The organism is Pseudomonas phytophila, from assembly GCF_025643095.1.
GTDB classification, from domain to species: domain Bacteria; phylum Pseudomonadota; class Gammaproteobacteria; order Pseudomonadales; family Pseudomonadaceae; genus Aquipseudomonas; species Aquipseudomonas quasicaspiana.
On record NZ_CP081201.1, the window covers coordinates 651,337 to 670,243 of the forward strand.

The 18,907-nt window shown below is 58.0% G+C and carries 10 protein-coding genes and 1 pseudogene; 9 read left to right on the forward strand and 2 right to left on the reverse strand.

What is annotated here, in order from left to right:
- The first annotated feature begins 98 nt into the window (after window positions 1–98).
- The 6 genes from aroB (at window position 99) to hemE (ending at window position 14,138) form a co-directional block, all read left to right on the forward strand.
- Window positions 99–1,202: a 3-dehydroquinate synthase gene (aroB, locus tag K3169_RS02900; RefSeq protein WP_263269881.1), complete on the forward strand. Its 1,104-nt coding sequence runs from the start codon at window positions 99–101 to the stop codon at window positions 1,200–1,202.
- 9 nt (window positions 1,203–1,211) lie between these two features.
- A complete protein-coding gene (locus K3169_RS02905) occupies window positions 1,212–2,831 on the forward strand; it encodes an AAA family ATPase (protein ID WP_263269882.1) in 1,620 nt (539 codons plus the stop codon).
- Between the two features lie 357 nt (window positions 2,832–3,188).
- Complete coding sequence (gltB, locus tag K3169_RS02910; RefSeq protein ID WP_122707494.1) at window positions 3,189–7,637, forward strand: glutamate synthase large subunit; 4,449 nt, start codon at window positions 3,189–3,191, stop codon at window positions 7,635–7,637.
- A 121-nt stretch (window positions 7,638–7,758) separates the two neighbouring features.
- The gene (locus K3169_RS02915) at window positions 7,759–9,177 is read left to right on the forward strand and encodes an FAD-dependent oxidoreductase (RefSeq protein ID WP_027901976.1); all 1,419 of its coding nucleotides are present in this window, start codon (window positions 7,759–7,761) and stop codon (window positions 9,175–9,177) included.
- Window positions 9,178–9,417: 240 nt separating this feature from the next.
- Window positions 9,418–12,888 (forward strand): dermonecrotic toxin domain-containing protein, encoded by a 3,471-nt coding sequence (locus tag K3169_RS02920; protein WP_263269883.1) that lies wholly within the window; start codon window positions 9,418–9,420, stop codon window positions 12,886–12,888.
- A gap of 185 nt (window positions 12,889–13,073) precedes the next feature.
- Complete coding sequence (hemE, locus tag K3169_RS02925; protein ID WP_122707490.1) at window positions 13,074–14,138, forward strand: uroporphyrinogen decarboxylase; 1,065 nt, start codon at window positions 13,074–13,076, stop codon at window positions 14,136–14,138.
- A 91-nt stretch (window positions 14,139–14,229) separates the two neighbouring features.
- Here hemE and K3169_RS02930 read toward each other — a convergent pair whose 3' ends face one another.
- Window positions 14,230–15,456: an MFS transporter gene (locus K3169_RS02930; RefSeq protein WP_411567041.1), complete on the reverse strand. Its 1,227-nt coding sequence runs from the start codon at window positions 15,454–15,456 to the stop codon at window positions 14,230–14,232.
- Window positions 15,457–15,620: 164 nt separating this feature from the next.
- Between K3169_RS02930 and K3169_RS02935 the strand changes: the two genes are divergently transcribed.
- The 3 genes and pseudogenes from K3169_RS02935 (at window position 15,621) to K3169_RS29695 (ending at window position 18,220) form a co-directional block, all read left to right on the forward strand.
- Window positions 15,621–16,517 carry a LysR family transcriptional regulator gene (locus tag K3169_RS02935; protein WP_263269884.1) on the forward strand — a complete coding sequence of 299 codons (897 nt, stop codon included), beginning with the start codon at window positions 15,621–15,623 and terminating at the stop codon, window positions 16,515–16,517.
- Window positions 16,518–16,597: 80 nt separating this feature from the next.
- Window positions 16,598–17,359: pseudogene (locus K3169_RS29690) on the forward strand (MCP four helix bundle domain-containing protein); the annotation flags it as partial.
- 72 nt (window positions 17,360–17,431) lie between these two features.
- Window positions 17,432–18,220: a methyl-accepting chemotaxis protein gene (locus tag K3169_RS29695; protein ID WP_406643840.1), complete on the forward strand. Its 789-nt coding sequence runs from the start codon at window positions 17,432–17,434 to the stop codon at window positions 18,218–18,220.
- A 236-nt stretch (window positions 18,221–18,456) separates the two neighbouring features.
- Here the strand turns inward: K3169_RS29695 and K3169_RS02945 are convergent, their stop codons facing one another.
- Entirely contained in the window at window positions 18,457–18,903 is a 447-nt protein-coding gene (locus tag K3169_RS02945) for a hypothetical protein (RefSeq protein ID WP_027901972.1), read from the reverse strand.
- Window positions 18,904–18,907 lie beyond the last annotated feature (4 nt).

The following is an 18,907-nucleotide window of genomic DNA, read 5'->3' on the forward strand; positions in this document are numbered from 1 at the left end:
ACCAATAAAAAACAGGACGAGGCGTAGCCTTGAGCCACCTATTGCGTGAGTGCCAAAAGCACTCAGCGCGACGTATCCGGTAATCAACGTGGGGACACATGCAGACACTTAAGGTCGAGCTTGGCGAGCGCAGCTACCCGATTCATATCGGCGAAGGCTTGCTGGATCGTTTGGATTTACTCGCTCCGCATATCGTTGGGCGGCAAGTGGCGATTGTTTCCAATACCACCGTCGCGCCTCTTTACCTTGAGCGACTGACCCGCACCCTGGCCGGCTACAACGTCCTGCCTGTCATCCTTCCGGACGGCGAAGCTTTCAAGAGCTGGGAAACCCTGCAAAGCATTTTCGATGGCCTGCTGGGTGCCCGTCATGATCGGCGTACCACGGTGATTGCCCTTGGCGGCGGTGTGATCGGCGATATGGCCGGTTTTGCCGCCGCTTGCTATCAACGCGGCGTGAACTTCATTCAGATTCCCACGACCCTGCTGTCTCAGGTTGACTCTTCGGTGGGCGGCAAGACCGGGATCAACCACCCGCTGGGCAAGAACATGGTCGGTGCGTTTTACCAGCCAAGCGTCGTGCTGATCGACACCGCCAGCCTCAATACGCTGCCGGAGCGGGAATTGTCGGCGGGCCTTGCCGAAGTCATCAAGTACGGTCTCATCTGCGATGAGCCGTTCCTGACCTGGCTTGAAGAAAACGTTGATCAGTTGCGTGGCCTGGATCAGGCCGCCCTGACCGTCGCCATCGAACGCTCCTGTGCCGCCAAGGCCTTGATCGTTGGCGCTGATGAGCGCGAAACCGGGGTGCGCGCTACGCTGAACCTGGGGCACACGTTCGGGCATGCCATCGAAACCCACATGGGGTACGGTGTCTGGCTGCATGGCGAGGCTGTCGGCGCAGGCACTGTGATGGCGCTGGAAATGTCCTCTCGTCTGGGCTGGATCAGCGAACAGGAGCGCGACCGCGGCATTCGCCTGCTTCAGCGCGCCGGTCTGCCGGTGGTGCCGCCGCAGGAAATGACCCCGGAGCATTTCCTTGAGCACATGGCTGTCGACAAAAAAGTTCTGGATGGTCGTCTGCGTCTGGTCCTGTTGCGCCGTATGGGCGAAGCCGTGATCACCGACGAATATCCAAAAGAAGTTTTACAGGCCACGCTGGCGGCGGATTACCGCGCCCTCGTGGATCAGCTCAGAGGTTAATGAAATTCCATGACGAGTAGCTTGCACGCCGACGAGGCCTTCCTCGGCCATTACCAGTTGAGTCATGACCCGTTCGCAGCGCGGGTACCTGGCTTCAAATTCTTCCCTGCCCAGCGCAAGCCGGTATTGGGACAATTGCATCATTTGGCCCGTTACAGCCAGCTATTGCTGGTCGTGACCGGCCCGGTTGGCAGCGGCAAAACCTTGTTGCGTCAGGCGTTGGTTGCCAGTACCAACAAGCAATCGGTCCAGAGCGTGGTGGTTTCGGCCCGGGGTGCTGCAGATGCTTCCGGTCTGCTGCGTCAGGTTGCCCAGGCGCTGAATGTCGCCCAGCCAGAGATGCGCGCCATCCTCGCGCAGGTCGTGCAATTGGCGCTGACCGGCCAGGAAGTCTATTTGTTGGTGGACGATGCCGAACAACTTGGCGAATCCGCACTCGAAGCACTGCTCGGTCTGGCCGATGGAAGTCCTGAAGGCCGTCCACATGTGTTTCTGTTCGGTGAAGCTTCACTGATCGATCGACTCGATCAGCTGTGTGCCGAAGCGCAAACCGAGGGCGAGCGCTATCACGTCATCGAGCTGGCACCTTACACGGAAGATGAAACACGGGAATATCTGGAGCAACGACTGGAAGGTGCCGGACAAGGCATCGAATTGTTCACGGCCGAGCAGATAACCGATATTCACGAGCATTCCGGTGGATGGCCTGGCGCTATCAATCAGGTTGCCCGGGACTCAATGATCGAGGCGATGATCGCCAGCCGTTCGGCGGTCAAACGCCCAAGTGTGGGATTCAAAATGCCGAAGAAATATGTAATGGCACTGGGTGCTGTGGTTGCAGTCGGGGTATTGGCAGCAGTGCTGATCCCGGGCCGTGGCGGCAATTCAGGTGCCCCAGCGACGCAGCCTGCCAACTCGCAGGCGCAACTGCCTCTGGGACAGGGCACGCCAAGCGCCCAGCAGTCCAACAACGGTGGCCCGGCTATCGAGTTCGCGGGTAATTCGCAGCCGATGCCGTTGCCGTTGGTGGGTAACTCTCAGCCCGTCATGCGCGGCCCTCTGGCCGAAGCGGCGGGCGCGAGTGATGGCGACGATGATGGCGTTCCGGTCGGGTCTGTTGATCAGCCGCCTACCGTGACCACCACCGCGCCGCCTGCTGGTGTGCCGGCCGGTTCGGCACCGTCGACACCTCGTTCGTCCATTGCGCCGCCAGCGGCCGCTACTGCTCCGAAGCCAACTGCACCTGCTGCGACCGCTCCGAAGCCAGCAGCACCTGCTCAGGCTCCAACGCAGGTCGCAACGGCCAAGACTGCACCGGCCGCGGCCGGGAAATCTGCAGCTGGCAGCAGCTGGTATGGCAGTCAGGCGCCGGGTCGTTATGTGGTGCAGATCCTCGGTACCAGCTCCGAGAGCACTGCTCAGGCGTTCGTTGCCGAGCAAGGCGGCGAGTACCGTTATTTCAAGAAAACGCTTCAGGGCAAGCCGCTGTATGTGATCACTTACGGCAACTTCTCTGACCGCGCAGCTGCCCTTGCAGCTATCAAGGTATTGCCAGCGAAGGTTCAGGCTGGTAAACCTTGGCCTCGTACTGTCGCCAGTATCCAACAGGAACTCGGCGCAGCTCGCTGAAGTCGCAGCGGCCTTATCCGGGCCGCTCACCCAGCATCCCTGTTTTGATCCGCAAGCGTGCAGTCTGATTGACCGCGCGCCTTGTGGTGTCTGCGTCCCGGACGCTTTTGGAAAACAGGGTGTTTTGGTCAGAACGCTAAAAAAGCTTTTGACTAGCACAGCATCCAGCTATAAACGTTCATAAATGCGACACGAATTTACGACTGTTCGTCGTTAAATTTGTGAGGCTTTGTGTCGCTGTGTACAATGACCTCCCTTTTGCTCCCGCTAAGCTGGCGTACGTTCAGCGCGAGAGGTAACTGGTTGAATTGAAAAGAAATTTGTCTCTTTTAGAGGCAGCCTGGTGAGAAAGTGTCTATGAAAGCAGGTCTGTACCATCCAGATGAATTCAAGGATAACTGTGGTTTCGGCCTGATTGCCCACATGCAGGGCGAACCCAGTCATCACCTGTTGCAGACGGCTATCCAAGCCCTGACCTGCATGACCCACCGTGGTGGGATCAACGCCGACGGCAAGACCGGTGACGGTTGCGGGCTGTTGATTCAAAAACCGGACGCGTTCCTGCGCGCCATTGCCAAAGAACACTTTGATAATGAGCTGCCGCGCCAATATGCCGTGGGCATGGTGTTCCTCAATCAGGACGACGCTAGAGCTGACGCCGCCCGCGAGAACATGAATCGCGAAATCCTAGCTGCTGGCCTGACCCTTGTTGGCTGGCGCCAGGTACCCATCGACACCAGCGTGCTGGGTCGTCTGGCGTTGGAGCGTCTGCCGAAAATCGAGCAAGTGTTCATCGGTGGTGAAGGCCTGAGCGATCAGGAATTCGCGATCAAGCTGTTCAGCGCACGTCGCCGTTCGTCGGTCGCCAACGCTGAAGACACCGATCACTACATCTGCAGCTTTTCTCACAAGACCATCATCTATAAAGGTCTGATGATGCCGCGCGATCTGACGGCATTTTTCCCGGACCTGAGCGACGAGCGCCTGCAAACCGCGATCTGCGTGTTCCACCAGCGCTTCTCGACCAACACCCTGCCGAAATGGCCGTTGGCACAGCCGTTCCGCTTCCTCGCCCACAACGGCGAGATCAACACCATTACCGGTAACCGCAACTGGGCGCAGGCCCGTCGCACCAAGTTCGCCAACGAACTGATTCCGGACCTGGACGAGCTGGGCCCGCTGGTCAACCGCGTGGGTTCCGACTCTTCGAGCATGGACAACATGCTGGAGCTGATGGTCACGGGCGGCATCGACCTGTTCCGTGGCGTGCGCATGATCATTCCGCCTGCGTGGCAGAACGTTGAAACCATGGACCCCGATCTGCGGGCGTTCTATGAGTACAACTCCATGCACATGGAGCCTTGGGATGGTCCTGCTGGCGTGGTAATGACCGAAGGTCGCCACGCGGTTTGCCTGCTTGACCGTAACGGTCTGCGTCCGGCGCGCTGGGTCACCACCAAGAATGGCTACATCACCCTCGCGTCGGAAATCGGCGTGTGGGACTACAAGCCGGAAGACGTCATCGCCAAGGGCCGTGTCGGGCCGGGTCAGATCTTTGCCGTGGACACTGAAACCGGCCAGATCCTCGACACCGATGCCATCGACAACCGCTTGAAGTCGCGTCATCCGTACAAGCAGTGGCTGCGCAAGAACGCCCTGCGTATCCAGGCGACCATCGAAGACAACGACCATGGTTCGGCTTTCTACAATGCCGACCAGCTCAAGCAATACATGAAGATGTATCAGGTCACCTTCGAAGAGCGTGATCAGGTATTGCGCCCGCTCGGTGAGCAGGGCCAGGAAGCGGTCGGCTCCATGGGCGACGACACGCCGATGGCGATTCTGTCGCAGCGTGTGCGTTCGCCTTACGATTACTTCCGTCAGCAGTTCGCGCAGGTCACCAACCCGCCGATCGACCCGCTGCGTGAAGCGATCGTCATGTCGCTGGAAATCTGCCTCGGTGCCGAGCGCAACATTTTCCAGGAGTCGCCTGAGCATGCTTCACGCGTGATCCTCAGCTCGCCGGTCATTTCCCCGGCCAAATGGCGCTCGCTGATGACTCTTGAGCGTCCGGGCTTTGAGCGGCAGATCATCGACCTGAACTACGACGAGAGCATCGGCCTTGAAGCGGCTGTGCGTAACATCGCTGATCAGGCTGAAGAAGCCGTGCGTGCCGGTCGTACCCAGATCGTCCTGACTGACCGCCATATCGCCCCAGGCAAATTGCCCGCTCACGCATCCTTGGCTGTCGGTGCAGTGCACCACCGCCTGACCGAAAAAGGCCTGCGTTGCGACAGCAACATCCTGGTTGAAACTGCTACCGCCCGCGATCCGCATCACTTTGCGGTGTTGATCGGCTTTGGTGCTTCGGCTGTTTACCCGTTCCTCGCTTATGAAGTGCTGGGCGACCTGATCCGCACCGGTGAAGTGCTGGGCGACCTCTATGAGGTGTTCAAGAACTACCGTAAAGGCATCACTAAAGGTTTGCTCAAGATCCTGTCGAAGATGGGCATCTCGACCATTGCTTCGTACCGTGGTGCGCAGTTGTTCGAAGCCATCGGCCTGTCCGAAGCGGTCTGCGAACTGAGCTTCCGTGGCGTACCAAGCCGCATCAAGGGTGCGCGCTTCGTCGATATCGAAGCCGAGCAGAAGCTGCTCTCCAACGAAGCCTGGAGCCCACGCAAGCCGATCCAGCAAGGTGGCCTGCTCAAGTTCGTGTTCGGCGGCGAATACCACGCCTACAACCCGGACGTGGTCAGCATGCTGCAGGCCGCTGTACAGCAGGGCGACTACAGCAAGTTCAAGGAATACACCTCGCTGGTGGACAAGCGTCCGGTATCGATGATTCGCGACCTGTTCCAGGTCAAGACCCTCGACACTCCGATGTCCATCGACGAAGTCGAACCGCTGGCGGAAATCCTCAAGCGCTTTGACTCGGCCGGGATCTCTCTGGGCGCACTGTCGCCGGAAGCTCATGAAGCGCTGGCCGAGGCCATGAACCGTCTGGGCGCACGCTCCAACTCCGGTGAGGGCGGCGAAGATCCTGCGCGCTACGGCACCATCCGCAGCTCGAAAATCAAACAGATCGCCACTGGCCGTTTCGGCGTAACCCCTGAGTACCTGGTCAACGCCGACGTGTTGCAGATCAAGGTTGCCCAGGGCGCCAAGCCGGGTGAGGGCGGGCAACTGCCGGGCGGCAAGGTGAACGGTCTGATCGCCAAACTGCGTTATGCAGTGCCGGGCGTGACCCTGATTTCGCCACCGCCGCACCACGACATCTATTCCATCGAAGACTTGTCGCAGCTGATTTTCGACCTCAAGCAGGTCAATCCGGCGGCGCTGGTTTCGGTGAAACTGGTTGCCGAGGCAGGCGTCGGTACGATTGCTGCCGGTGTGGCCAAGGCTTACGCCGACCTGATCACTATTTCCGGCTATGACGGCGGCACCGGTGCATCGCCGCTGTCGTCGATCAAATACGCAGGCGCTCCGTGGGAACTCGGCCTGGCCGAAACTCACCAGACCCTGCGCGGCAACGACCTGCGCGGCAAGGTTCGGGTACAGACTGACGGTGGTCTGAAAACCGGTCTGGACGTGATCAAGGCTGCAATTCTCGGTGCTGAAAGCTTCGGTTTCGGTACGGCGCCAATGATCGCGCTGGGCTGCAAATACCTGCGTATCTGCCACCTGAACAACTGCGCCACCGGCGTTGCCACTCAGAACGAGAAGCTGCGCAAAGACCACTACATCGGCACCGTCGACATGGTGATCAACTTCTTCACCTACGTGGCTGAAGAGACCCGTGAGTGGCTGTCCAAGCTGGGCGTCCGCTCGCTGGAAGAGCTGATCGGCCGTACCGATTTACTCGACATCCTGCCGGGCGAAACCGCCAAGCAACAGCACCTGGACCTGACGCCGCTGCTGGGTAGCGACCACATCCCGGCTGACAAGCCTCAGTTCAGTCTTGTGGATCGCAACCCTCCGTTCGACAAAGGCTTGCTGGCCGAGCGCATGGTTGAAATGGCCAAGCCGGCCATCGAAAGCCTGAGCGGTGGCGAATATGAACTGGACATCTGCAACTGCGACCGCTCCATCGGCGCGCGGATTTCCGGCGAAATCGCCAAGCTGCACGGCAACCAGGGCATGAACAAGGCACCGATCACCTTCCGCTTCAAAGGGACGGCTGGTCAAAGCTTCGGCGTGTGGAACGCCGGTGGTTTGAACATGTATCTGGAAGGCGACGCCAACGACTACGTCGGTAAAGGCATGACCGCTGGCAAGCTGGTCATCGTTCCGCCAAAAGGCAGCCCGTTCAAAACCCAGGAAAGCGCTATTATCGGCAACACCTGTCTGTACGGCGCAACCGGTGGCAAGCTGTTCGCGGCCGGTACTGCAGGCGAGCGTTTCGCGGTGCGTAACTCCGGTGCTCACACCATCGTGGAAGGCACGGGGGACCACTGCTGCGAATACATGACCGGCGGCTTCGTCTGCGTACTGGGCAAGACCGGCTACAACTTCGGTTCAGGTATGACCGGTGGTTTCGCCTACGTGCTCGACCTGGACAACAGCTTCGTTGACCGGGTTAACCATGAGCTGGTTGAGATTCAACGCATCAGCGGCGAGTCGATGGAAGCTTATCGCAGCCATCTGGAGCGTGTACTGGCCGAGTATGTCGAGGAAACCGACAGCGAGTGGGGCCGTAACGTCTGGGAAAACCTGGACGATTACCTGCGCCGCTTCTGGATGGTCAAGCCGAAGGCTGCTTCGTTGAAGTCGTTGCTCTCCAGCACCCGCGCGAATCCGCAATAACTGCAGCCACAAGCGGCGAGCTTCAAGCCGCAAGTTAACAGCAGTGCGCGAGTTGCCTGCGAATATGATTCTGGCAGCTTCAGGTTTGTCGCCTGAAGCTGCCATGTAGAGGTTCAAGAGAATGGCCGAACGTCTAAGTAACGACTTCCAGTTCATCGATGTCGGGCGTAAAGATCCGAAGAAGAAGCTGCTGCGTCAGCGCAAGAAAGAGTTCGTGGAAATCTACGAACCTTTCAAACCCCAACAGTCTGCCGATCAGGCTCACCGTTGCCTGGGTTGCGGTAACCCGTACTGCGAATGGAAATGCCCGGTACACAACTTCATCCCCAACTGGCTGAAGCTGGTTGCCGAAGGCAATATCCTGGCCGCCGCCGAACTGTCCCACCAGACCAACACCCTGCCGGAAGTCTGCGGCCGTGTGTGTCCGCAAGATCGTCTGTGCGAAGGTGCCTGCACCCTGAACGACGGTTTTGGCGCTGTGACCATCGGTTCGGTCGAGAAGTACATCACTGATACCGCGTTCGCCATGGGCTGGCGTCCGGACATGTCCAAGGTTGTGCCCACCGGCAAGCGCGTAGCGATTGTTGGTGCAGGCCCTGCCGGCCTGGGCTGTGCCGACGTATTGGTACGTGGCGGCGTGACCCCGGTGGTGTTCGACAAGAACCCTGAAATCGGCGGTTTGCTGACCTTTGGCATCCCCGAGTTCAAACTGGAAAAAACCGTACTGAGCCATCGTCGTGAAGTCTTCACCGGCATGGGTATCGAGTTCCGTCTCAATACCGAAGTCGGCAAGGACGTGACCATGGAGCAGTTGCTCGAAGAATACGATGCCGTGTTCATGGGCATGGGCACCTACACCTACATGAAAGGTGGCTTCGCCGGTGAGGACTTGCCGGGTGTGCACGATGCGCTGGATTTCCTGATCGCCAACGTCAATCGCAATCTGGGCTTTGAAAAGTCGCCGGAAGATTTCGTCGACATGAAGGGCAAGAGGATTGTCGTCCTCGGCGGTGGTGACACTGCCATGGATTGCAACCGTACTTCGATCCGTCAGGGTGCCAAGTCGGTGACCTGCGCTTATCGTCGCGACGAAGAAAACATGCCGGGTTCTCGCAAGGAAGTGAAGAACGCCAAGGAAGAAGGCGTGAAATTCCTCTACAACCGTCAGCCGATCGCCATTGTTGGCGAAGACAAGGTTGAAGGTGTGAAGGTGGTCGAGACCCGTCTTGGCGAGCCTGATGCCCGTGGCCGTCGCAGCCCTGAGCCCATTCCCGGCTCGGAAGAGATTATCCCGGCTGATGCCGTGGTCATCGCGTTCGGCTTCCGCCCAAGCCCGGCACCGTGGTTTGAGCAGTTCACTATTCAGACCGACAGCCAGGGCCGTGTTATCGCCCCGGAACAGGCGCAGTACAAACACCAGACCAGCAACCCGAAAATCTTCGCCGGTGGCGACATGGTGCGCGGTTCTGATCTGGTGGTGACCGCAATCTTCGAAGGTCGTAATGCGGCCGAAGGGATTCTGGACTACCTGGGCGTTTGATGTAGCGGCGCGGCTCCCACGTAACCTGTGGGAGCCGAGCTTGCTCGCGATAAAGCTGGACGCTATCTACTCGATACTTGCGGTGCTTTCATCGCGAGCAAGCTCTACTCCCACAGGCTCGGTGATCGTCTGTAGGAGCTGCCGAAGGCTGCGATCGCGGTGTGTCAGGATAAACGCTTCGCAGCCTTCGGCAGCTCCTACAGAAAATGCATTTCAATCCAGCAGTTTGCATGTTGATTGATGAGCTTGCTCTTGCTGCCGCTTCAAACCCTGCAACAAATCGGCACCGCGCCTTCGGCCGAAGTCACTCCGAACCAAACCCCTGCGCTAATACCCCCTCCAGCTTCATCCTCCTCCTCTATCCAGTCCGCGCCATCAGATGCTGGCTCGCCGACTGCTTTGCTGTTTATTTCCCCGAGGTATTTCTGCTCTAAGGGCGGGCTAGGATCTTTGCCTGACTTAACGGGAACGCTTTCGTACAGATTCCCTTTTCATACATGTTGCTATAAGGAAATAGCCATGTTTCGAGATACAACCCTGCCTGCCTCTGCCGCGCTTTCAGGTTCCGAAGCGACGAGGATATTCAACCCAAGCATTAGCTCAATTCGTGAACACGTTGCACGCCAGCGTGCTGATCGAATGCTTGATCAGTTTGCCGAACAATTCACTGCAGATAATTACTTTCCCGAGGGTGGCGATGGTCTGCTGTTTTCCATTTTGACCTGGCTGCCTCAATGGCCTGTAAACATGGGCATCGTCGTTGTAGATAACAAAGGTGGTTCGCTGGGCTCCTACCTGAAAGGCAACGATTGGAGCGTTGTGGAGCAAGCGATCACCTTCGTACAGCGTGATGATGGTACTTACTCTGCGCCGGGTAGCAGCCAGACCTACCTCACCGAGTCGTTGTTTTGGGTGATGTTCAGCCAACTCCCTGCAACAACCGAGATCGGTGACTGGGGTGAGGATAAGACGGTGCCGGGCCGAATCGTCATGCTGCGGGCCCAGGTTTCGGTGTGGGTGCGGTTGGAGCGTGGCTGGTTGTTCGACGCCTTGATGGCGGATGACCATGTATCAAAATCAATGTCAGCAACTTCCGAATCGAACCGTTACCTTCCATTCTCGACAGCTGCGCTGCAAGACGGCTCCCCGGTCTTACTATCCCTAAGTGAGCTAAACCCGCATCTGCCTGTTGATCGTCTGGATGATCTTTTGCGTACCCAGGCACTCACTGAACGCGAGGAGGCTGAGCTTGTAAATAACGGTGGGCTGCCTCAGCCCTTCTTCGTAGCGCTGCAAGATTCGCGAGCTGAATGGGCCCACGACCGAGCCATCGACGGGCTGCTCCATACTCGGGTTTTTGACGCGCAGACCGATGCTTTGGCCCGCACCTTGACCGAGCATTTGCTGAAAACCCGGCTGGGTCGCGATATGCGTGTCACGACATACGACGAAGGTCACCCATCGGCCGAGCGAGACAGTCATCACCTCGCCCTGGTGAGTTTTGGCGAAGGGATTTATGGGCGCGGCGACGAGGACGGGGTGCGTTTCAGTCGTGCAGGGAACAACACCGACAGTTTCTACCTGGCCATCAGTTATCAACTGCAGGATTACGAACGCAATGTTCTGGGTTTGAGGTCCGAAGACGATGTAACAGCTTTGCGAAGTGCCGTCGCCAAGCTCGCCATTGATGAAAACGGAGGCTGGTTCCCTTCAGAGGGATTGGAGCGGCCCGCGTGGTTCATTCAGGCTTCTACCGCCGATAAAGCTGCCTGGGAAGAGGCCGCCCATGGATACATTCAGGCGTTAGTCGAGGCGCAAGCCCCAGGTTTGCCTGATGTCCTGGCCTATGGCGATCCAGCGCAACTGCGCATGTATGCCCGTGCCGCTTTGCACGAGCGGTTAAAAATTGATCATGGGCTGGAGCTGGAGCCTGATGATGTAGTGATCGAAACCCTGATTCCGGAAGTGGAAGGCATCGTCATCGTCGATGAGCCGGTGATTACTGAACCGAAAGACCGGAAAGAACTGTGCAGCCTCACAGAGTTAAGTCTGAAGAATTTCGGATTTCTCGATGCTTTGTCGAGTGCAACTATTAGCGCCCGGAATCATCTGGAAGAACCTATCCCGGCTCTTTCGTTCGACTACCTGTACGACCTTGTTCGTGATCTGGATGTGGGCGAAAACTACGTAAAATTCCTGACCACACGCTTGTTGACGTCTGCGGAAGGGATATGGCGTAAAGAGCGCTATGTACAAGTCATGCAGGCGCAGATGCGCTTGAATGCCCTGGAAGCAAGTATGTCAGGGGAGTTTGCTGAAGATGAACTGTCAGCAGGCCGCAGTGATCGTGCTTACCAGTGGGTTATGGCGCTACTTGATAGCCCGGTCGAGGGCGTTGATCGGGCGAAAGTAGAGGGGCATCAGATTACGGCTCAACGCATGAAGGTCAGCGGAGTGACGCTGGATGGGCTGTTGTTGATTGCTCCTGTTTCACGCGAGGCGGTGCCTTCAGTCGTTCTGTATATACCGCAGGCACCAGACGGGAGATGCTTTCGTTTGTTTGAAGACGGGCTGGAGCTGCGCAAGGAAATTTTTCGCAACACGGCTTTCCTGGAGTATTTGATAAGTCATGCGCCCTCGCCATGGCAGGCGCAAGTCAGGAAGTCGCTGACCGTAGATGCACGCAATTTCAAGCTGGATTCAGTGCCACTGCGCCGCAATTTCTACGAAGCTGCCTACGAGGCACGCGTCGCGCATGTCATCTCGTCAGTCAACGAGCAAACCAATACTACGTGGGAGAGGAATTGGCAGGACGCTTGGGACACCGCTATTTTTGTTGGCGATATCGCACTGATGTTTGCGCCTTTCTACATCGCTCTGCCCGTGACTGCGTTGCAGGTGGTTTATTCGATTATTCGAGGCGTGGTAAGCACCGTCAAAGGAGAGCGAGAGGCTGTTTTGTATTTTAACCAGGCTGCAATCTTGCTGATGGGTCTTTTCCTTGGTGCTGGAGGACGCTCGCCCAAGGCAGTGGGCCTCGGTGGTTCCACTTTCAATCCCAAAGCTGCGCTAAAGAAAGCGCCAGACAGCCTGCAGATGAGGACCGACGGCGTCTTTAACGGCGTCTACGAAACCGGTCGTAGCGCAGGCCTCTCGCGTTTTTATGTTAAGGATGCCGGTAAAACCTACCCGGTTCGCTACGACCGTGATTATGCGACGTGGCGGTTGATTGATCCCCGCCGTCCGGATGCTTACTACCAAGCGCCGATCAGTTTCGAAGGCGGTGTCTGGACGCACGCAAAGGTCGGACTTTTGGGCGGCGGACGCAAGGCTGCAAAAGAGCCGACGCCAGGATCCTCTGTTGCGAGTGGAGCGCCTAAGCGCTACACCCTGGATGTAGCCGGATTCGAAAACTCCAAGCCTTTTAAAAAAGCGGATCCGCATATTCAGGACGCTTTGAGGCAATCGGTAGAAAAAGTCACCGAAAAATACATCGAGAGAGGCGGCGGCAAATTTCATGGTTATGAGGAGAAGGGAACGGGCAGGTATATTTCCACGTTTGATTTAACCGGTATTCCGGGTGGCAAGGGCAGAGGGCCGTGGCGCTTGCAAGTGATCGAGCGCGTGGTACTCGATGAAAGCGGTCAGGTGGTCAAAGTCCCGGGGCAACCGGGGGTACTTGAATTCGATAAGCTCTTGCCTAGCCATTGATTGGTTGAATGTTCTAAGACTATCTGCTCAGGGCCGGGTTTAGCGAGTTCAGGAGTGAAGTATCCCGGGCGAAGCCGGTTCCACGGCCGCGACAAATCGACCCGATAGATAAAAGGCACGGCTCTGGCCGTGCCTTTTGCGTCCACGTCTGAGAAAATGCCCGCACTTTTTTTGCGGATGCCGACATGACTGCCTTGAAGAACGACCGTTTCCTTCGCGCCCTGCTCAAGCAACCCGTGGACGTCACCCCCGTCTGGATGATGCGTCAGGCCGGTCGCTACCTGCCGGAATACCGCGCCAGCCGCGCCAAAGCCGGGGACTTCATGAGCCTGTGCATGAACCCGGAGTTCGCCTGTGAAGTCACCCTGCAGCCGCTGGAACGTTACCCGCTGGACGCCGCAATTTTGTTCTCCGACATCCTGACCATCCCCGATGCCATGGGGCTGGGCTTGTACTTTGAGACGGGCGAAGGTCCGCGCTTCAAGAAAACCGTTAACACAATGGCCGATATCGAAGCCTTGCCGATCCCTGATCCGCAGAAAGATCTCGGTTATGTGATGGATGCTGTAAGCACCATCCGCCGCGAACTGAACGGCCGTGTGCCGCTGATCGGTTTCTCCGGCAGCCCCTGGACCCTCGCGACCTACATGGTCGAAGGCGGCTCTTCGAAGGATCACCGCAAGTCCAAAGCCATGCTTTACGAAAACCCGCAAGCCATGCACCTGCTGCTGGACAAGCTGGCTGACTCGGTTATCGCTTACCTCAACGGCCAGATTCTGGCAGGCGCACAAGCGGTGCAGGTATTCGACAGCTGGGGCGGTAGCCTTTCCGATGCTGCGTACCAGGAGTTCTCGCTGGCCTACATGCGCAAGATCGTTAACGGTCTGATTCGCGAGAATGACGGCCGCAAGGTTCCTGTCATTCTGTTCACCAAAGGCGGCGGTCTGTGGCTGGAAAGCATGGCTGAAACCGGCGCTGACGCACTGGGTCTGGACTGGACCACCAACATCGGCGATGCCCGCCGTCGCGTCGGCGATAAAGTCGCACTGCAAGGCAATATGGACCCGTCAGTGCTGTACGCCAGCCCACAAGCCATTCGCGCCGAAGTGGCACGCATCCTCGCCAGCTACGGCAGCGGTAACGGCCACGTCTTCAATCTGGGCCACGGCATCACCCCGGAAGTAGACCCTGCTCATGCGGGTGCTTTCATTGAAGCGGTGCATGAATTGTCGGCGCAGTATCACAATTAATGCATTGATCCTGTAGGAGCTGCCGAAGGTTGCGAAGGTGTATTCCTGACACACCGCTTTCGCAGCCTTCGGCAGCTCCTACAGGCAGCGCTTATATTAGTGCCTTCACCTGCAGTGGCGGCAACTTCGCCAACTTCAGCGCAACCGCCAGTGCAATCAACAGCAGCACACCGATAAACAACCCGATGCCGTGCCACCCGCCGTAATGCCAGCACACTCCGCCCGCCGTTCCGGCCACGCTTGAACCTGCGTAGTAACTGAACAGATAAAGCGACGACGCCTGCCCTTTGGCTTTGAGTGCCCGTCGGCCGATCCAGCTGCTGGCCACTGAATGCGCACCGAAGAAGCCGAAGGTGAACATCAGAACGCCAATGACAACCAGCGCCAGCGGCTCGAACATCGTCAGAGCCATGCCCGCCAGCATCAACACGATCACCGCCCATAGAACCTGGCGGCGGCCGAGTTTGTCAGCCAGGGAGCCGATCTTCGCCGAGCTGTAGATGCCCGACAGGTAAACCACCGAAAACAGTCCTACCACTGCCTGGCTCAGGTGATAGGGCTCGGCCAGCAAGCGATAACCGATGTAGTTGAAGAGCGTCACGAAGCTGCCCATCAACAGGAATGCTTCGAGGAACAGCAACGGCAGGCCGGCATCGCGAAACTGCATGACGAAGCCATCAATCAGGCTGCGCGGCTGCAGCGAGCGTGCGCGGAAGTTGCGCGACTCCGGGAGGATTTTCCAGAACACTGCCGCCGCTATCAGCGCCAGAACGCCTACCACCATTAACGCTATGTGCCAGCTGACGTAGTCGATCAATACGCCGGTGATCACTCGACCGCTCATGCCGCCAATTGCGTTGCCGCCGATGTACAACCCCATGGCCAGACCAATGTGGTTTGGGTGGATTTCTTCGCTGAGGTAAGTCATCGCCACCGCCGCCAGCCCGCTGAGGGACAGTCCCACGAACGCTCGGGTAATCAGCACGCCTTCCCAGCTCGGCATGAATGCACTGGCGAGGGTGAAGATCGCCGCGCAAAACAGCGCCAGCACCATCACCGGCTTACGCCCGAGCCGGTCGGAAATCGGCCCGGTGATCAACAAGCCTATCGCCAGCATGCCCGTTGATACCGACAGAATCAGACTGCTCTGTGCCGCATTGATCGAGAACTCTCTGGAGAGCACCGGCATCATCGGCTGCACGCAGTACAACAGCGCAAACGTCGCGAAACCGCCCGCAAACAGCGCAAGCACCGTGCGCATGAACAACGGCGTGTCTTTCTCGATATAAACGTCGCCCAGGGGGATGGCCGCTTCAATCTTTGTCGACTGGTTTTGCGGAGCAGAAGGGCTGACGACAGTGTTCACGGTGGACCTCAAAGACGTCTGGCGGGCGATGAGAAAAAAGAATATAGCTCGCTAATCATTCTTTCCAATATATTGTTCGACCTGTTTGATAGGTAAAACGACTTAATGGAAGGGCCATGGAATTACGTCATCTGCGCTACTTCATAGCGGTCGCCGAAGAGCTGCACTTTGGTCGCGCGGCGCAGGTTCTGGGTATTTCCCAGCCTCCGCTAAGTCAGCAGATCCAGGCGCTGGAGCAGGAACTGGGCACGCGTCTGTTTGATCGCACCAATCGTCGCGTGGAGTTGAGTGAAGCGGGGCGGTTGTTTCTCGACGAGGCGCGGTTGGTGCTGGCGCAGGTCGACAAGGCTGCGGATGTCGCGCGTCGTGTGCGATTGGGAGAGCTGGGCGAGTTGAAGATCGGCTTCACTACTTCAGCGCCATTCACGTCGAGTATCCCTCAGGCGATCTTCGCGTTTCGGCAACGCTTTCCTGCTGTGCATCTGGCCTTGCAGGAGATGAACAGCATGGAAGTGGCCGCGCAACTGGAAGATGAGTCTATTCAGGTCGGCATCATGCGGCCTCTGGCATTGCCGGAGTCACTGGTGGTGGTCGAACTGTTGCGTGAGCCGTTGGTGGCGATCATCAATGCCGGTCACCCATTGGCGCAGAGTAACGAGCAAGGCCTGCACCTGTCGGAACTGGCGAACGAGCCGTTCGTGTTTTTCCCGCGCACTTATGGCAGCGGTTTGTATGCGCAATTGATGGACCTGGCGAGAGCAGCTGGCTTCACGCCGTTGATCACTCAGGAAGCAGGTGAAGTCATGACCATCATTGGTCTGGTCGCGGCGGGCCTTGGCGTGACGGTGTTGCCCGCCTCCTATCGGCGCATGCGCATCGACGGCGTGGTGTACCGAACCCTGCTCGATCCTGACGCCACCAGTGCGGTATGGCTGGTGCAGCGCAAGGATCAGCAATCACCCATGGCCAGGGCGTTTGTTGAGCTGGTGACGCGTCGCACGGAGGACAAATAGCCACCCATTGAGAGCTGGAGGGTCAAGTTCTGCTGGCCGGAGTCGAGACAGGTTAAAGACTTTCCCGTTTTTGGTGATCTATGGCTCTTCGGCAGATTCGTATTTCGACACGTGCATTTCTGAGTTTTGGTGTCATCAGTGTGTTGATGCTTGGCTTCGGCATCTTCTCCATGCACCAGATCACGCAGATGCGCGAGGCCGTTGTGCACACCGAACAGGTGTCGCACGCCGGGACCCGATGGCTGGGCAGTATTCGTGACAACTCGCTGGGCATTCGGGTGCTCACGTTCCGGCTGATGATCAACCGTGATCCCGCCGTCCTGGGTCCATCCACCCAGCGCCTGGTGTTTCTGCGCGGCGAATTGAGCAAGGCGCTGGACGGATATACCCCGATCGTACCCGAAGTCGCTCGCACTTCCTTTTCGAAGATGCAAAGCGTCGTGGCCCAATATCAACAGGCGTTGGATAGCTATCAGAAGCTTTCCGAGCAGGGCGATATCCAGGGGATGACCGCGCTGCTCAACGGCACCATTCAGGATCTGTCCAACCAGACCGGTGATCTCTTCAACGAGCTGGTCAAGATCAATCTCGAACAAGGCAGCCTCTACACCCAGCAGGCGGAGCAACGCTATGACACCGCGATGCAGACCACCGTGGGGGTGCTGGTGCTGGTATTTGCGCTGACCGTCGGGCTGGCCTGGTTACTAACGCGCAGCATTGTGCAACCACTCAATGGCGCTATCGGGGCCGCCCGGCGTATTGCCCGTGGTGACCTGACCGGGACTATCGAGGTCGATGGCAAGGATGAGGCCGCCGATCTGCAAAAGTCTTTGGGTGACATGCAGCAAGCCTTGATGGATACCCTGCGTCTGATCGGTAACTCTTCCGACCAACTTGCTACTGCTGCCGAAGAAATGACCGCGATCACCACCCAGACTTCCGGTGATCTGCATAACCAGAACGACGAAATTCAACAGGCTGCTACAGCGGTTAACGAAATGACCGTGGCTGTTGAGGAGGTAGCCCGCAATGCTGTCTCCACGGCGGATGCTTCCAGTGCGTCGACGACGACCGCGCAGGTGGGTCGCCAACGCGTCGACGGGACTATTCAGGCCATCGAGCGAATGGGGCAGCGTGTCGAGGACGCTTCTTCGCAGGTCCGTGAGCTGGCCGAGCATTCCCAAGACATCGGCAAAATTCTGGATGTGATTCGGGGCGTGGCCGAGCAGACCAATCTGCTGGCGCTTAACGCCGCAATCGAGGCTGCGCGTGCGGGAGAAGCCGGACGAGGTTTCGCCGTCGTTGCCGATGAAGTGCGCGCATTGGCGGGGCGTACTCAGACCTCCACTCAGGAAATCGAGCAAATGGTCGCGGCGATTCGGGCCGGTACAGCGAAGGTCGTTGACACCATGCAGGCGACCAATGAGCAGGCGCTCACGACCCTGGACATGGCGAAAAACGCCGGTGGTGCGCTGGATGAAATTGCCCAGGCTATCTCGCTGATCCACGAAAGGAATCTGGTGATCGCCAGTGCTTCAGAGGAGCAGGCTCAGGTGGCGCGGGAAATCGACCGCAATCTGGTCAACATCCGCGACCTGTCGATTCAGACCTCGGAGGGCGCCGGGCAGATCGACTCGGCCAGCCAGTCCCTGTCGGGACTGTCCCACGATCTGAAAACCATGGTCGGGCGTTTTCAGTTGTAATCTGGTCGGGTACATATCCCCGGTAGGAGCGAACTTGTTCGCGAATCAGTCACCGCGTAGTGACAGGTAGTCCGAGTCATCGTTCTTCGCGGGCAAGCCTCGCTCCAACAGGGCTTTCACCATCCTGTGGGACCGAATTCATTCGGGAAGGCGGTATTTCAGACGATACATTGGCTGCGAATGTACCGGCCCCCTTCGCGAATGAATTCGCTCCTACCAATATCAGCAACGTGGGATCAGTCCACCTTGCTCAAATCACCCTTCAACGCAACGCCAGCAATGATTGCACCGGCGTGGCATTCATAGTTCACCGGGTCTTTGCGTTCGATGCTTTTGTAGTAGCTGGCGATGTTGGTCACTGCGTTGGCGTTAGCGTTTTTGGCTGCGCTGTACATCTGCAGGATGGCCGATTGCAGAACCCATTCGCAGGCTTCGGTATCGGTCTTGTTGAAGGCGTTGGTTTTTTTGTTGGTCACGGCGCCCGGGCTGATCACAGTGACTTTACCTTTGGGCTGCACGCCCGCCAGGTAGAACTTTACGCTGCCGTCGATTTTACCGGCGGCGGTCATGTCATTGATGACCTTCTGAAACGGCAGAAACAGCGCCGTGTCGCGGGCCTGGCTGACAGCGGGCAGAACGGACAACGCGACGGCGGCTGCAGCGATCCAGGTTTTCATGCGCATAACG

Coding starts and splice junctions, on each gene's coding strand:
- aroB (WP_263269881.1), top strand. CDS start 99: ATGCAGACACTTAAGGTCGAGCTTGGCGAGCGCAGCTACCCGATTCAT.
- K3169_RS02905 (WP_263269882.1), top strand. CDS start 1,212: ATGACGAGTAGCTTGCACGCCGACGAGGCCTTCCTCGGCCATTACCAG.
- gltB (WP_122707494.1), top strand. CDS start 3,189: ATGAAAGCAGGTCTGTACCATCCAGATGAATTCAAGGATAACTGTGGT.
- K3169_RS02915 (WP_027901976.1), top strand. CDS start 7,759: ATGGCCGAACGTCTAAGTAACGACTTCCAGTTCATCGATGTCGGGCGT.
- K3169_RS02920 (WP_263269883.1), top strand. CDS start 9,418: ATGAGCTTGCTCTTGCTGCCGCTTCAAACCCTGCAACAAATCGGCACC.
- hemE (WP_122707490.1), top strand. CDS start 13,074: ATGACTGCCTTGAAGAACGACCGTTTCCTTCGCGCCCTGCTCAAGCAA.
- K3169_RS02935 (WP_263269884.1), top strand. CDS start 15,621: ATGGAATTACGTCATCTGCGCTACTTCATAGCGGTCGCCGAAGAGCTG.
- K3169_RS29695 (WP_406643840.1), top strand. CDS start 17,432: ATGACCGCGATCACCACCCAGACTTCCGGTGATCTGCATAACCAGAAC.
- K3169_RS02945 (WP_027901972.1), bottom strand. CDS start 18,903: ATGCGCATGAAAACCTGGATCGCTGCAGCCGCCGTCGCGTTGTCCGTT.